The 15,561-nt window shown below is 62.5% G+C and carries 6 protein-coding genes and 3 pseudogenes; 6 read left to right on the forward strand and 3 right to left on the reverse strand.

What is annotated here, in order from left to right:
* Positions 1–570: 570 nt before the first annotated feature.
* Both BLV92_RS25315 and BLV92_RS33140 read right to left on the reverse strand, forming a co-directional pair.
* Positions 571–1,734 (reverse strand): annotated as a pseudogene (locus BLV92_RS25315) (hemagglutinin repeat-containing protein); the annotation flags it as partial.
* A 184-nt stretch (positions 1,735–1,918) separates the two neighbouring features.
* The gene (locus BLV92_RS33140; protein WP_373864006.1) at positions 1,919–2,425 is read right to left on the reverse strand and encodes a polymorphic toxin type 22 domain-containing protein; all 507 of its coding nucleotides are present in this window, start codon (positions 2,423–2,425) and stop codon (positions 1,919–1,921) included.
* A 224-nt stretch (positions 2,426–2,649) separates the two neighbouring features.
* Here BLV92_RS33140 and BLV92_RS33040 point away from each other — a divergent pair, with 224 nt between their 5' ends.
* A complete protein-coding gene (locus BLV92_RS33040) occupies positions 2,650–2,754 on the forward strand; it encodes a SymE family type I addiction module toxin (RefSeq protein WP_309147445.1) in 105 nt (34 codons plus the stop codon).
* Positions 2,755–2,948: 194 nt separating this feature from the next.
* Here the strand turns inward: BLV92_RS33040 and BLV92_RS25325 are convergent, their stop codons facing one another.
* Positions 2,949–11,900 (reverse strand): hemagglutinin repeat-containing protein, encoded by an 8,952-nt coding sequence (locus tag BLV92_RS25325; protein WP_090550417.1) that lies wholly within the window; start codon positions 11,898–11,900, stop codon positions 2,949–2,951.
* A 341-nt stretch (positions 11,901–12,241) separates the two neighbouring features.
* Here BLV92_RS25325 and BLV92_RS25330 point away from each other — a divergent pair.
* From BLV92_RS25330 to BLV92_RS25350, 5 genes and pseudogenes are all read left to right on the forward strand, one after another.
* Positions 12,242–13,348: pseudogene (locus BLV92_RS25330) on the forward strand (IS5 family transposase).
* 208 nt (positions 13,349–13,556) lie between these two features.
* Positions 13,557–13,841, forward strand: a pseudogene (locus BLV92_RS25335) (SDR family NAD(P)-dependent oxidoreductase); the annotation flags it as partial.
* Positions 13,842–14,126: 285 nt separating this feature from the next.
* The gene (locus BLV92_RS25340; RefSeq protein ID WP_090550423.1) at positions 14,127–14,540 is read left to right on the forward strand and encodes a DUF427 domain-containing protein; all 414 of its coding nucleotides are present in this window, start codon (positions 14,127–14,129) and stop codon (positions 14,538–14,540) included.
* Complete coding sequence (locus BLV92_RS25345) at positions 14,500–15,060, forward strand: DUF3237 domain-containing protein (RefSeq protein WP_208862135.1); 561 nt, start codon at positions 14,500–14,502, stop codon at positions 15,058–15,060. The genes BLV92_RS25340 and BLV92_RS25345 overlap by 41 nt, the downstream gene beginning before the upstream one ends.
* Before the next feature lie 105 nt (positions 15,061–15,165).
* On the forward strand, positions 15,166–15,561 hold the full coding sequence (locus BLV92_RS25350; protein ID WP_090550425.1) for a VOC family protein: 396 nt from the start codon (positions 15,166–15,168) through the stop codon (positions 15,559–15,561).

Here is a 15,561-nt window from a genome sequence, read left to right on the forward strand (position 1 = left end):
GGGCGCCAACCGGCACCCCGTAGCTCTGATATTGCAACAACAACAGCAACGACGGCAAAGACGGAAATGTATGCCTTTGCGTAACGGGTAATGAACCTACGTCTCGCCTGAGCTTCCATAATCATTTGTGTGATTGCGAATTCTGAATGGCTTGCTGAATTGGTCCAGCAGCCCCTGCATAATCTGATTGACAGCATTTCCAATTGGCGACGGTAGCACTGCTTTTGCCAATGACTCAGCGCCCGTCGTCGCGGTGGCTACCCCTGCGGTCAGATCAGGATTATTGCCGGTCATGCCCGCGCTGCCGAATGCCGCGACGCCGTTGACAGCCGCGTTGTAGCCATTAGCGGCGATCTTTCCGGCTGTTCCCATTGTGGCGATTGCTTTGTCTCCTATCGCAAATGGGGCACTCAGACCACCAACTATCCCGGCAATGTACGAGTTTGTAAAGTTCGGCGCATCCGGGCTTGCCCCTGTCTTGTAATTAACGTAGCTTCCTGCATAGTCGTATACACCAGCAAGCACTGCAGCGGTCACGGCCTCCGATCCGGGCGCCACTACAGCAGCAGCAGGCACCCCGTACATGGCACCCGTCTGCATGTTGTTCGATGCGATGGTGGCGTTCGCCCCGTCCGCATTGACCGCAGTCATGGCCAGCGAAGGATCGCAGGCCGACAGACCATTACACACCTTCGAGAGGGCGTTCTTTTTCGGATCTAGCATCTGGTTGTGCAGCTCTACCGACGAACCCGTTGCCGCGCCTGCTGTGCCACCAACAAGCGCACCGCCCACACCCGCTGCCACGTTCGCGGCCAAGTTACCCAGCAGGTCCGAGCCTGTTTCCGAAGCTACCCCCTTCGAAATGCTGTCCAACTGGTCCGCCATTTTCGAGGCAAGACCTGCGCCCACAGCGCCGCCCGCCGCTGTAAAGACACTGCCTCCGCCAAGTCCACCAATAAGCGCGCCGCCCGCTGCCTGCAACAGGGCGCGGCTGTCGCCGCCTTCATCCCACGCGGCAGCCGTAGCAGCGTCGGTGGCCGTATCGCGCTTGTTGTCGGCATACGCCCCGATACCCTGCGCCACGACTTGGCCCGCCGCCTGCGCGGCCTGCATCGTATCGGCCTGCTGCGAGAGGATATTGTTCACATCGGGCGTTGCCGACACGGTCCCGTTCGTGTTCGTCGTATCACGGCTCAGGCCCGAGACGTCCTGCGTCTGCCCGGCCTGGTTCGTGATGTTGATCGAGCCCGCACTGACCGCGCTGCGCGTGGTCGAAGTCTGGTCGCCGTTGTCGTTCTGCGAAATCATCGGCGATATGCCCGGGGTGCCGCTAACCGAGCCTGGTCCGAGCGCCTTGCCGGTGTTACCGACGCCTACGCCCGCGCTAATACCATTGCTCGACGCGCTGTAATGCGACTGGTTCTGGATATCGCTATAGGTCAGCGTACCGGTCGTCAGGCTGTTTTGCGACGGATCGGCGGTACTGGAAATCACCGCGCCGGTCAGGTTCGTATTGCCCTTGACGTTGACATCGAAGCCGCCGCTGCCAGCATTGATGGCCGCCTGCTCGTTGACCTGCGCGTAGTTACTATCGGCGTGGCCGTTCTGCGCGCTGAAGCTCGCGCTGCCACCGCCCTGGCTGATACTGAACCCGCCTCCCGCGCTGCTCTGGTGCGCGGTGCTAACCGTCGTGTCCTGGACGCTCTCGATATTCAGGTTGCCGCCGACTTGTGCGCCGCCGTATTGAGGATCAGGTCGCCGCCCGCGGTCAATTCGTCATCCTGCAATAACTTTCACAATAATTGCGATTGCGATAAGCACAAAAACGACCCCAACAAACATTTTATAAGAGCTCTTTTGCTCGGGCGTCATCTTCTTCCACTCATCGTCTGTCGGACCCGGAACGGTCATAACGTTCTCACTTTGAGTTAATAATAGGAGTGGAGTGACTCCAAGGAGTCACTGACACAGAGATCGGGCCAGGGGTTGCCACGCCAACCTCAAGCGCTGTAGGGCCGCCATAGGCATGAGTGATCGCAACCACCGCATTTGGGCCCACGGGAGTCGGAACTGAAAGCATAAACTGATTTCCATCCCTATTCATGAAATTGTTCGTGGCTTGAGCGCCTGACGCACCGAAAATCCAAGCCAACGTAGCTGTAGCGCCGGGAGCAAAAGATGCTGGCCGGAATGACTGACTCACGCTATAGGATAAATATGGCGTCCCATCCGCAGTATTCGTAGCTAGGCCGGCTCCAGCTGTCATGGTACTGCCGCCGACCGTAACGTAATCAGGCCCAATTGCATTGATCGGTGACGCCTGAGCATTTGCGCCAGTCGCATTCATTTGCGCCGTCATCACCGCTTCGTTGCATGGTCCCGTTGCGGTGCAGGAAGATGGCACCAGGCTATTCTTGTGGTTCATCTGGTTGTACAACTCTACGCTCGACGCCGTGGCCGCGCCTGACGTGCCGCCCACGAGCGCGCCGCCCACGCGCTGACCACAACCAGTTCACTTGGAGAACCGATCATGGCTGATACCAATCTTAATGTATGCGCCGCTCATCCCGCGCGGCGCGTCACCATCCAGCAGTCGTGGCGGTACCGGCGCATCAATGCGCGAACCCGCACCGAGCCGCCGCTTTATCCGTGGATCAAGCTCTCGGGCGCTGGCTTGAGCTCGCGGGTTTCGAGGCCGGGCAGCAGGTGAGGATCGAAGTCCAGCAGGGACGGCTTGTCATCACGCACGAGTGAACGGCACTGCAAGCAACAAACCCAGCTCAAGGCTGGGTTTGTTGCTTCAATGTGCCAGAACGAGTTTATAAATCCAGATGCCGACAATCAGAGTAAATCCAATAACGATGGCAATCCAGTAGATTGTCTTTTGACCTTTACTCAGCTTCTCGTATTGGCCCGGTTTGAACGATGGTCCAGCCATATCGGCCCCTCTACTTTTTCATGTCAAACCCATAACTAATGGGATTCACTGCGGTACCTGGCGGGAAGCTAACACCATACTCAATGGAGGTTTGTCCACCATACGCATGACTGATCCCACCACCTGCACCAATGGCAGGGAAGCCAGGAACAGGTACGAACGTTGACGCATTAGCACCGCCACCGGCCAGGTACGAGCTAGTACCTTCTGCACCGCCTCCACCAAGAATACCCCCGAACGTCACGGAAAGCCCGGGCTTCAACGAATACGTGGGGATGGGCTTACCAAGCGCCCAACTTCCAAATGTATCGCCGTTGTGCAGATTAATTACTACGCCGCCTGAAGCAATATAGATATTGCCTTGGATAGACACATAATCTGGCGACATTGCTCCAAGTGCAAGTTGCGCGTTGTCTCCCTGCGCCTGAATTGCCGCATTCAGAACCGTTTCGTTGCACTGCCCGGTTGCCGGACACACCTGCGCAACCAGGTCATTCTTCTTGCGGTGCGCGGACTGGTTATACAGCTCGACGTTCGACGCCGTGGCCGCGCCCGCTCCACCACCGACCAGCGCACCACCAACACCCGCCACAACATTCGCAGCCAGATTGCCGAGCAGTTCGGAACCCGTCGCCGATCCCACGCCCTTATAGATATCGTCCAGCTGCTTCGCCATCCCGGCCGACAGCCCCGCACCCGCCGCGCCGCCAATCGTGCTGAACGCGCTCCCCCCGCCAAGCCCACCGATGAGCGCACCGCCTGCGATATGCGCCAGCGTCCGGTTGTCGCTCCCTTCGGCCCACGAATCAGCCTCGGCCTGATACTGCGCGGCTAGCGCCGTATCGCCAGCCTTCGTCGCAGCATCCGCCTGGGCCTGCGCTTCCTGTTGCTTCGTTTGAGCATAGTCACCAATACCCTGCGCGACGACCTGGCCCGCCGCCTGCGCGGCCTGCATCGTGTCAGCCTGCTGGTTGAGGATATTGTTCACGTCCGGCGTTGCCGATACCGTACCGTTCGTATTGGTCGTATCACGGCTCAGGCCCGAGACGTCCTGCGTCTGCCCGGCCTGGTTCGTGATGTTGATCGAGCCCGCACTGACAGCGCTGCGCGTGGTCGAAGTCTGGTCGCCGTTGTCGTTCTGCGAAATCATCGGCGATATGCCCGGGGTGCCGCTAACCGAGCCTGGTCCGAGCGCCTTGCCGGTGTTACCGACGCCTACGCCCGCGCTAATACCATTGCTCGACGCGCTGTAATGCGACTGGTTCTGGATATCGCTATAGGTCAGCGTACCGGTCGTCAGGCTGTTCTGCGACGGATCGGCGGTACTGGAAATCACCGCGCCGGTCAGGTTCGTATTGCCCTTGACGTTGACATCGAAGCCGCCGCTGCCAGCATTGATGCCCGCCTGCTCGTTGACCTGCGCGTAGTTACTATCGGCGTGGCCGTTCTGCGCGCTAAAGCTCGCGCTACCGCCGCCCTGGCTGATACTGAAACCGCCCCCAACGCTGCTTTGATGTGCGGTACTGACGGTCGTATCCTGGACGCTCTCGATATTCAGGTTGCCGCCGACTTGCGCGGTCACCTGGTTACCGTTGACCTGCGAGCCGATGATATTGGTATTGCCGCCCGAAACGACAGTCACGCTGTTCGCGCCGGTGACGTGCGAGGCGTTCTGGATCGCAGCGTCGCTATTGCCGTTGCCGTGCGCGTTGGACATTGACGCCGAGACGCCGAAACCCTGCGTGCCGTAGGACACGCCGACGCTCGCGCTGCTCGATTTATTCGTGCTGGCGGTCGTATCCGTATTCGTGATGTTGACGATGTTCACCTGATTCTTCGCGGCGAGCACGACGTCGTTCGCGCTCACGTTCGAACCGGCGATTGTCAGGGTGCCGCTGCCAGGCGTGCCGTCGCCGGTCGCGACGAAAGCCGCGGTGCCGCCCGCCTGAACGTTCGAACCCTTCTGCGTCGTCTGATCCTCGGTGAACGTATTCTTGCTCTGGCTACTCCCGAAACTCAGTTGCACGCCGATGCTTGGATTCGGACCGCCCAGCGAGCCGCCCATGAGACTCGCGCCCGCGATTGCCGCGTCGCCCACCGCCGCAATCGCATGCAGCGCCTCGGCGCGGCCATTGCTGTTACCGCTCGCGAGCGCCTGCCCCTGCGATACCGCGCCGTTGATCGCGTCGCCCACGCTACCCGACAGGCCGAGCGTGAAACCGCTTTGCTTCGTCTCCTGGGTTTCGTCATGGTGCGAGGTGCCGGTGGCCGCATCGATGATCAAGTTGGCCGCCGTGCCCGTGACGTTCTGGGCTGCCACGAGATCGCTGCCCGTCAAGTGCAGGGTGTTGCCCGCCTGGATCGAGAGATTGCCATTCGTGCTGCCCACGAGGCTGCCGTTATTCGTCACGCTGCTGTCGTTCGCCGTCTGCTTCGTGTCGCTGGTGCCGTAGTTGAGGCTAAATCCACCACCGCTCATCGCACCGAAGCCCGATTTCTTTTCCTCGTAGGACGAACTGCTCTGACTCGTATCCTGGGTCGTGGTGATGTTCACGTCATGCACGGCGCTCAGCGATACATCGTTCGTCCCGACGATCGTGCTGCCCGCGACGTTGATATCCTTGCCGCTTGAGATCGACACGCCGTCCGCCGAAATCATGCTCCCCTGGTTCAGGGTCGTGGTTGTATTGCTCGAACTCGATACCTCTTTACCGCTGACTACATTGCTGTGGCTGTGCTGCTCCTGCGAATTGTCGACATAGGTTGCGGTCGCCGCGCCGATATTGACGTTGTTCGTTGCCGCAAGCGTCGCCGTCCCCTTGTCGAGATTGATCGAGCTGCCGGTAATGTTGATATCGTGGCCCGATGCGACGGTCAGCGAATTGCCTGAATTGAGCGTCGTGCCCGTCAGCGTATCGGCGGAGGTATGTAGCGATTCCGAGTAGCTGCCATGGCTGTCGCTACCCGAACTGTTGTTGTCGATGGTCGAGGTCGCCTTCGCCGCCTGGAGCGTGACGTCGCCCCTCGCTACAACCGTCCCGCCGCCGCCGAGATTAATATTCGCGCCGGTCGCGGTCAGGTTGCCGCCCACGCCGATCTGCGAGACGCCGCCCACGTTGACGGAACTGCCGGTCGTCTGGTTGATGTCGGTATTCGACACACCGTTCGCGCCCGCGACCACCTTGTGCTCGCCGGTCTGCACCGAACCGATATCGTAGTTGCCGCCCACGGCCATGTCGAGGTTGCCGCCCACGTTCAGGTTGCCCGCGTTCTGCTCGACGTTGCCGCCCGTTACGATGGCCGCGTTACCCGTCACGTTCAGGTTCGCGATGGGGCCGAGCGTCGTCGTGGTCCGTGTCGCGCCCGTCGCGCTCACCTGGTTGACGGTATTCGCCGCGGTATTGAGGATCAGGTTGCCGCCCGCGTTCAGCGCGAGGCTCCCGGCGTTCACGGTGGCCGAGGTCAGGTCGACATTGCCCGTCGTCGCGAGCGACATGAGGCCGCCGCTTTGCAACGTACCGAACGCGTTGTTGATCTGCTGACCCTGAATAGAGAGCGTATTGCTCGCCTGTACCGTCCCGCTGTTATTGAAGGTCTGCGTGTTCTGCAGATCGATGTCGGTCGCCGCGATCAGCGGGCCGTTCATGTTCTGCTGGCTTGCCTTCGCGAGATAGACGACCGGCACGAGTACGGACTGACCGTCGACGACTTCGGTCTGCATGATGACGACATTGGTCGTGAGAGCCGCGACCTGGTCGGGCGAGAGCGCCATGCCAAGCGGCAGGTCAAGCGACCCGGCGAGTGACGCGCCCGCCGCCATCAGCGCCTCATACATCGACTGGACATCGGTATAGGGGCCGAGTACGGCCTTGCCGGTGAGCGACGTAATCTCGTTCAGTACGAGCTGCTGCTCGTACAGGCCGTCGCCGAGGCGCTTCTCGACGCTCTGCGGATTCAGCCCAAGCTGCTGGAGATAGTAGTTGCTTGAGATGAACGACTTCTGGCTCGTAAAGGCCGGGTTCGTCTCGATCAGGTATGGCGCGTTCGGCGCGGTATCCCGGTGGAACAGGCCGCCCTGGGGAATCGTCAGGTTGCTCAGGACATTGACCGCCGTCGCGCTCGCGATGACGGGATTAACGAGTCCCGAGCCACCGTTGACCGAAGCGGCTCCGCCTTTCGACCCGCCCGCGCTGCCGCTGACCCCGCTGGCGGTCACCCCGCCGAGCGACTGACCGGGGACCAGACCGAGCGAAGGAACGCCAGCATTACCCGCCGTATTGTCGATATTGACGCCCGTACCGGAAAGCGAGCCGCCCGCGACGAAGGTCGACTCGTAGCTGGGCAACGCATAGGCGCGGATGTCAGCCGGCGCGACTTGGTAGCCGCCCGGGTTGGAGGTCACGAACGTCGCGTTGCCGAACGGCAACTGCCAGTTGTGTTCGGTGTTGTCGTAATTGTTGTAGTGATACTGGCCGGAATAGGTCAACTGCACGCCGGGCGCAAGCTGCCCGCGCCAGCTATTCTGGTCGAGCGTCACGGGTGCGGCGATGTTGCCAGCCGCAGCAACGGCGCTCCAGTAGTTCTGGAACGTGCCGACGTTCGACGCATCGAGGTTGCCCCCGGCGATGATCTGCGCCTGCGGACTGATGCCCGTAATCAGGTTCGCGAGTGCCACGCCCGTATAGGTCGTGTACTGGTAGGTGCTGTTCCACTGGCCGCCGTGCGGCGGCTCGATCGGCATGCCGCCTGGCTGGGCCTGCAACGCAATGATGGTGGCGGGATCGTAGTTAGAAGCATTCGGATTGAACTGGACGCCCATGACCTGCGGATTGCCCGGGCCGCACGCCGCCATGTCAGCGGCCGCGCAGCCAGACAGGCTGATACCCAGCGCCTGGATAAGCGGAGAACTCGCGTCCAGCGGCTCCACGTAGGCCCCGTCGGTCATCATCACGCGCCGCGTATTCGTGACCTGGGTCGCGTACAGCCCCATGTCGCCCGCCGACTGGATCAGCGCCGACTGGTTGCGGATGAGGTTCGCGTTCGTATAGTTGCCGCTCGCGTCCTTGCCGCCCGCCAGCACGACCTTACCTAGACCATAAATCGCGGTCGTCGCCTGCGTATCGGTCGCCGTGGTGTCGTCGCGGTTCTCGATGTCGGGCGCGAGGATTTCGAGCAGGCCGTTACTGTCGGTCGCGCCAATCAGCGCGGTCGGGCCGACGTTCGTGACGGATTGCGTCGCATTGAGCGAGACGCTACCGCCGACAATCGCCCCCGTATTCTCAAGCGTGTTCGAGTGCGTCGTCAGCGTACCGCCCGCCGTCATCGCGCCGCTGTTGGCGATGTCGTTCGCGTTGATGTCGAGATTGTCGGTCGCCTCAAGCGCGCCGCCATTCGCGAACGTGCCGGGTAGCGTAAAGGAAAGGTCGTGACCGGCGTTGAACGCGAAACCGGCGGTCGGTGCGAAGTCGCCCTGTACATTGATTGCGACGTCGTTCGCCGCGCTATAGGCGCCGCCGCCCGTCAGCGTCGCCGCGTTGACGGTCAGGTTATGGGTCGCGCCGATCTGACCGTTCGTGTTCGTGATCGCGCCGGTCGTCGTGATCGCAACGTCACCGGTCGGACCGGCGAAACTGCCAATCACGCCGCCGCTGTTGTCGACGGTATTCGCCTGGACGTCGACGCTTGCGCCGCTGACCTGGCCGCCCTGCGTGTTGGAGAGGGCAGCGGTATTGACGGCGACGTCGCCGTTGCCCGTCACGCCGCCGCCGCTGTTGGTGATCTGGCTACCGCCCTGGACGGTTGTATTGCCTGTCCCGAGGTTGCTGACAAGGCCGTTCGTGTTGTCGATGGCGGCGGCCTGAACGCCGAGCGTACTCGTATCGCCCGCTGCGCCCGTACCGGACTGGATCTGGCCGTTCGTATTCGTCAGCGCGCCGCCGCCCGCGAGCGCCAGGGATGCAAGCGACCGTATCGCCCCCCGCGTATTGTTGATATTGCCCGCGACGCTCGCCGCGATATTGCCCTGCGCAGCGAATACGCCGCCCGCGTTATTCAGGCTCCCGGCCTGCGCCGCGATCTGGCCGGCAGTGATGATCTTTCCGCCGACGTTCGAGAGGGACCCTGAGCCGTTGCCCGGCGTGATCGTCAGCGTGCCTGTTCCTGCATGCGTAATCGTGCCGCCGTCGTTATCGAGCGTGGCAGGGGCCAGCGTCAGGTCCGTGCTGTTCGTCTGGAGCGTACCGCCGTTCGAGTTGTCGAGCGTATTGCTGACGTTGACGCTCATCGGCGACGCGCCATACTGCGTGATTGTGCCGCCGTGGTTCAGTAGGTCCGTGGCCGTCAGCGCGAGCTGGTTCGCCTCGATATCGCCGCCGCTATTGTCGAGCGTGGAGCCGATTGCGAGCGCGAGATCCGGTGCGACGATCGAGCCGCCGCTATTGGTCATTGACCCGCTCTGGATCGTCCCCTTCGAGGCCGCGCCGACCTCGCCGCCGTTATTGTTCAGCGATCCGCTCGCGAGGCTCAGATCGGCATTCGAGAGCAGCTTGCCGTTTGCATTGTTCAGCGCGCCGCCGACTGTCGCGGTCACGCCCGTCTGGCCGAGAACGAAGCCCGTCGCGTTGTCGAACGAGCTGGTCCCGGCGACGATCTTGCCGTTGCTCTGGATGGTACCGCCCGCGTTCGAGATTGACCCCGCGCCATTGCCCGCATCAAGCGTTAGCGTGCCGGTACCCGCGTGCGTAATCGTTCCGCTATCGTTGTCGAGGGTAGCGGGTGCAAGTGTCAGGTCCGTACTATTGGTCTGGATCGTGCCGCCCGCCGAATTGTCGAGCGTGCCGGATACCGCGACGGTCATCGGGCCGCGACCCGTTTGGGTAATCGTTCCCGCGTGATTAACGAGGTTTGCTGCGTTGAGCGAGACCTGCGCGGCCTGCGTCGCGCCCGAGCTGTTGTCGAGCGTCGTCGCGCTCGCGCTCACCGTCTGGCCTGCCGTAATCGAGCCGCCATTGTTGGTCAGTTTCGAACCGGCGTTCACCGTCGTATTGCCGGAAGCGCCGAGCGAGCCGCCGCTGTTATCGACCGATTGCCCGCTCACCTGGAGGTTCGTCTGCGCCGATACCGTGCCATGGTTGGCAATGCTCGCGCCTTGCAACGTGACGCCGCCATTGCCGCCGATGACGCCGCCCTGCGCGCCGGTCGCGGTTGTACCCGCCGCGTTCGTCAGCGCACCCGTCGTCGTGACCGACAGGCCGTCGCCGTTCAGTGACGTAATGCGGCCTGCGGTATTGTCGAGCGATGTTCCCGACACCGACAAACCGGCTGCGCTTTGCATCGTCCCCTGATTGTTCGCAATGGCGCCGCCGTTGACCTGCATCGCGCCCTGCGAGACCATCGAACCGGCCTGGTTTGCGAGCTGGCCGGATGCCTGCGCGATAAACGGACCTTGCGACGAAATATCACCGTTCTGGTTCGACAGGTTGCCCGCGTTGAGCGCGACGCTGCCGCCCGCCAGCGAGCCGTTGTCGTTATCAAGCATACCCGCCGCATTCGCCACGACCGAGCCGCCTGCGCTCGTCGTCGCGCCTGCGAGGTTCAGGTCGCCAGCGTTGGCCGTCAGCGACAGATTGCCGTTCGCCGCCGTCTCACTGCCCGCGAGATGGACGCCACTCCCCGAGAGGGCGGCATTACCGCCGGCTACATTCTTGCCGGTCGCCGTGAGCTGCCCGGTCGTCGAAACGTTGAGGTCGCCCGAGTTGGCGAGCGAGCCGTCGTTATTCACGCCCGCGCCGAGTATACCGGTCGACTCAAGGGACCCGGCATTAATGGCGGTGTTCCGCTGTGCCGCAAGCGTCCCGCTATGGGTCACCGCGCCCGTCGAGCCGATGGCAGTATTCTGCTGCGCGTAGACGGTCCCGGAATTCTGAACGCTCGCCGCGTTGACGCCAACGTTGCCCGTGGCGGTCATCGTGCCCGACTGGACAAGTTGCCCCGCAGTCGTCAGCGTCAGATCGCCAGCCTGCGCGGCAATCGTGCCGGCATTTGCCACCCCGACGCCGTATTCGTTGCTCGTCAGAACGATTCGATTCGCGTACATTCCGCCGAGCTGCGAGACGTCGATGGAGACGGCGGGGGGCGCTCCGCTACCGCCGACCGGTGTCGGCGTGAGGCTCGCGTAGTCGATATTGTTCGAGCCGGTTGTTACGTTCAGGGCATTCGCATAAATCGCCGCGTTGACCTGTACGGCACGTGCCAGAAGATCGACCTCATCGATATTTGATGCATTGAGGCCCGCGCCCTGGACGGTAATCGAGCCACCCGTTACGTTAAAGCCGGTCAGGTTGCCGCTACCGTCGATCAGCGGATTGCCAGTCGTTAAAATTCCTTTCGACGTATTGATAAAGCCGCCGCCGTCGATCACCAGGCCGGAAGAATCTGCTATGACGACAGCGGCGGTCTTCGCGCCCGCAACTTCCACATACCCTCTCAATAACGAGGGGTTGTTGCTGTTGACCTGATTAACGATAATCTTCGCGGCATCGTTCGGTCCGAAATTCGGATTGCCGGATATCTGCCCCGCGAGTTGCGTATTCACATTAACGGGCGAATTGTTCAGAATCGCGCCGCTCTTGCTTACGTCGAATTGTGAATATGTGTTAAGTGATACACCCGCACCCGAGGGTTTGTTCACGTTAACCTGGGGCAGGCCATTTGCCGTACTGATAGCGCTCGGCGCGTGCGCGCCCGACGGCACGATCTGCGCGTCGGAGAGAGCGGGAGCTGCCCCAAGCAGTACCAGCGCGGCAAACGCCGCGTGACGCATGGCGAAAAGCGTAATCGGTCGACGCGCGGGCGACGGCCCGGTTTGCCCTTGACCTGCACTATGCCCGATTGCTGTTTCTGCGACTGCGACGAGCATCCCCCGGAGCTTGCTAAAAAAAAGCCGGTAACAACGGTTATTCATTGCTTGTATTCGTAATTATGAATGAAGCTTCGGCTGTCGCGGAGCATTTTCCAAACGATTTACGACGAAAGGCCATGAAGGCAGATACGCGCCGCTTCCCGATTCGCTATAAGCGTGTGGCTGACGAGGTTATCAGCCAGAATAAAAATCACCATCAGATAAGTCTGAATTAATGTCAATCTGACAATATTTGATGGTTACCCGTTATTTCCCGGCCTCCCTGTCATCAAGAGTCGTCAGTATCTGATCTGGCAGGCTATTGAAAAACCTCTCGCACCGGTCACCCATGCGTAAGAGGTAAACGTTGAAAAAAAGAATCGAGCAAACCTGAGGCAGAAACGATGCGCGGAGCGGATGGCTACACCGAGTCGATGTTCACCGTGACGAAGCTGGATGACTTCGTGCCGGCAAACCATCCTTTGCGGCCTATTCGGACGTGGCTGAACGAAGCGCTCAAGCGCATGGACGTGGTGTTCACGCGCAGGTACGAGAGCGACGCGAAAGGCGGTCGTCCGAGCATCGCGCCGGAGAAGCTGATTCGCGCGTTGTTGCTCCAGGTGCTGTACTCGATTCGCAGTGAACGCATGCTGATGGAACAGATTTCGTACAACATGCTGTTCCGATGGTTTGTCGGCCTGGCGATGGACGACGCGGTGGGGGACCACTCGACGTTCAGCAAGAACCGCGAGCGACTGATGGCCCATGACGTCATCGTGGGCCTGTTCAATGAAACGGTCGAGATAGCGCACGCACGCGGCCACCTGTCGGGCGAGCACTTTAGCGTAGACGGCACATTGATCCAGGCATGGGCTGGACAGAAGAGTTTCGTGCGCAGGGACAAGTCTGACGACGAGACCCCACCGGATGGCGGTACCCGCTCGAAGGAGAGCTGGCACGGCGAGAAGCGCAGCAACGAAACGCATGAGTCGAGCACGGATAGTGAAGCGCGGCTGTTTCGCAAGAGCCGCTGAACTGGGGCGCTGCTGTGCTACGTCGGCCACGTGCTGACTGACAACCGGCATGGCCTGGTGGTGAACGCCCAGGTGACGCAGGTCAACGGTACGGCTGAGCGCGATGCCGCGGCCGACATGCTTGCCGATGCTGCGCGTCTGGCCGATACGCCCATCACAGTCGGTGCCGACAAGAATTACGACACGGCGGGATGTGTCGCCACGTGCCGCATGCATCGCGTCACGCCGCACGTTGCGTAGAACGACGGCCGAGCGGGTGGTTCGGCAATTGACGGACGCACAACCCGCTGGGCCGGCTACGCGATCAGTCAACGCAAGCGCAAATGCATTGAACAGGTGTTTGGTTGGGGCAAGACCGTTGGCCGGATCCGTCAGGCGGTGTATCGCGGTCGTGAGCGGGTCGAGCAGTTGTTCATGCTCACGCAGGCGGCCTATAACCTCACGCGCATGCGAACGCTCGCCGGGAAAACGGCATAGAAGCGCAAATCGATGAGGAGACGGCATTGATTCCACCTGAATTAAGAATTCTCGGCATCAAATCGGCATGAAGCCGAACCGGCGCAACGGCTTACTCGAATGCCGGGCCGTGCGTCAGCGAGGGTTATTTCAACAGCCTGCTAGAGCCCCAACCGGCGGGGCTTTGAGGGCAATTTCAGCCTTGACCGAAATTAGTTATATAGAGACAGCTTGCAAGCACGCGGTCGAAGGGATCACGAAATCGGCCGCGCTCGAAGCCGCGTCGTCCGGCGTGCGCGTGAACGCGGTCGCGCCGGGGCCGACCGATACCGGCATGCTCGACCGCTTCACCGGCAGCGCGGAGCGCAAGGCGGGCCTCGCTGCGCAGGTGCCGCTCGGCCGCGTCGGCCGGCCCGACGAAGTGGCGCGCGCGATCGTGTTCGTCGCGTCGGATGCCGCGTCGTTCATCAGCGGGCAGATCATCAGCGTCGATGGCGCGAAGTCGGCGGGGTGAACCGTTCCGCTGCCTGCGCAGGGTTTCGCGGGCGCTGAACGGTGCGGCATCGCATCCGACACCGTATTCGCCGTTCTGGCGGCGGCATCGACGCCGCGGCCTGCTGCCATCGTTCCCACTCTCCAGCCGCCGTCACGCGAGTGCTGTAGCATGTCCTGCATCGCCCGGATGTGCCGCGTTACCGCGCTGCCCGTCGCGATAACGCATGCGCAAACGCACGCGGAAATGGCCGGCGTCCCCGTGCAGCGCGCGGACGGCCCGGCCCGCTCATCCAGGAGAACGTCGATGCCCAGTCAAGCCACGAACACCAGCCGCCCCGTGAAGATTCCCGGCCCCGATCATCCGATCACGATCGCGCGTCATCCGAAACGGGTCGTCGTCACTGTCGCCGGCAAGGTCGTCGCCGACACGCGCAACGCGCTCGCGCTGCGCGAGGCCAGTTATCCGGCCGTGCTGTACATCCCGCGCGAGGACGCGGACATGACGCTGTTCGAACGCACCGATCACGCGACCTACTGCCCGTACAAGGGCGACTGCACGTATTACTCGATTCCGGCCGGCGGCGCGCGCTCGGTCAACGCGGTGTGGACGTACGAGCACGCGTACGAGGCGGTGTCGCCGATTCGCTCGTATCTCGCGTTCTATCCGGATCGCGTCGATGCGATCGACGAGCGCGACGACGACGCGCCCGCGCACTGAACCGCGCATTCCCAGGGGGATGGCGATGGGCACGCCCGCGTTCGACGACCTTCCCGCGCCGCTCACGCGCATCGACACGCGGCCGCTGTTCGTGATGCGGCTCGACGTGAAGCCGATCGTCGTGGTCGGCGATACGCCGGGGCCGTTCCGGCGCGTCGGCATCGTGCCGTCGGGCACGTTCGCGGGCGAACGGCTCGCGGGCACGGTGCTCGACGGCGGCAGCGACTGGCAGACGGTGCGCGACGACGGCAGCACGACGCTCGACGTGCGGCTCGTGCTGCGCACCGGCGACGGCGTGCATGTCGCGATGTCGTATCGCGGCGTGCGGCACGGCGACCCTGACGTGATCGGCCGGCTCGAACGCGGCGAGGCCGTCGATCCGGCGAGTTACTACTTCCGCATCGCGCCGCAGTTCGAGGCGCCGGCCGGGCCTTATGCGTGGCTGAACCGGATCGTCGCGGTCGGCGCCGGACACCGGTTCGCGGGCGGCCCGGTGTACAGCGTGTTCGAGGTGTTGTGACCGGGGTGCTGCGCTGCCGGCGATGCGTTCGCGTGCCACAATGCGCGACCTTGCGACCGCATCAGCGCGCATCGACGCGCATTGACCATTAACGGAACCCACACGATGCAGCTTCTCGACCACGTTTCGATCGCCGTCCCCGACATCGACGCCGCGCGCGTGTTTTACGACGCGATCATGCAGCCGCTCGGCGCGACCAAGGTCTACGACCGCGCGGACGCGATCGGCTACGGCGAACGCTGCAACGCGGCCGATACGGCGTCGACGTGCGTCGCGATCTATCCCGATCCCGCGCCGGTCGCGGCGAACCGGCGGCACTGGTGCTTCAAGGCGGCCTCGCGCGCGCACGTCGATGCGTTTTTCGCGGCGGGCCTCGCGGCCGGCGGACGGTCGGACGGCGAGCCGGGGCTGCGGCCGCACTACCATCGCGATTACTACGCGGCGTTTCTCGTCGATCCGGCCGGCAATCGCGTCGAGGCGGTGTGTCACGCGGCGGTGTGA

It is taken from the genome of Paraburkholderia caballeronis (genome assembly GCF_900104845.1).
Taxonomy (GTDB): domain Bacteria; phylum Pseudomonadota; class Gammaproteobacteria; order Burkholderiales; family Burkholderiaceae; genus Paraburkholderia; species Paraburkholderia caballeronis.

Bases quoted from the DNA above. Each gene is read 5' to 3' on its own strand.
- BLV92_RS33140 (WP_373864006.1), bottom strand. From the start codon at position 2,425: ATGAACCACAAGAATAGCCTGGTGCCATCTTCCTGCACCGCAACGGGA.
- BLV92_RS25325 (WP_090550417.1), bottom strand. From the start codon at position 11,900: ATGAATAACCGTTGTTACCGGCTTTTTTTTAGCAAGCTCCGGGGGATG.
- BLV92_RS25340 (WP_090550423.1), top strand. From the start codon at position 14,127: ATGCCCAGTCAAGCCACGAACACCAGCCGCCCCGTGAAGATTCCCGGC.
- BLV92_RS25345 (WP_208862135.1), top strand. From the start codon at position 14,500: ATGCGATCGACGAGCGCGACGACGACGCGCCCGCGCACTGAACCGCGC.
- BLV92_RS25350 (WP_090550425.1), top strand. From the start codon at position 15,166: ATGCAGCTTCTCGACCACGTTTCGATCGCCGTCCCCGACATCGACGCC.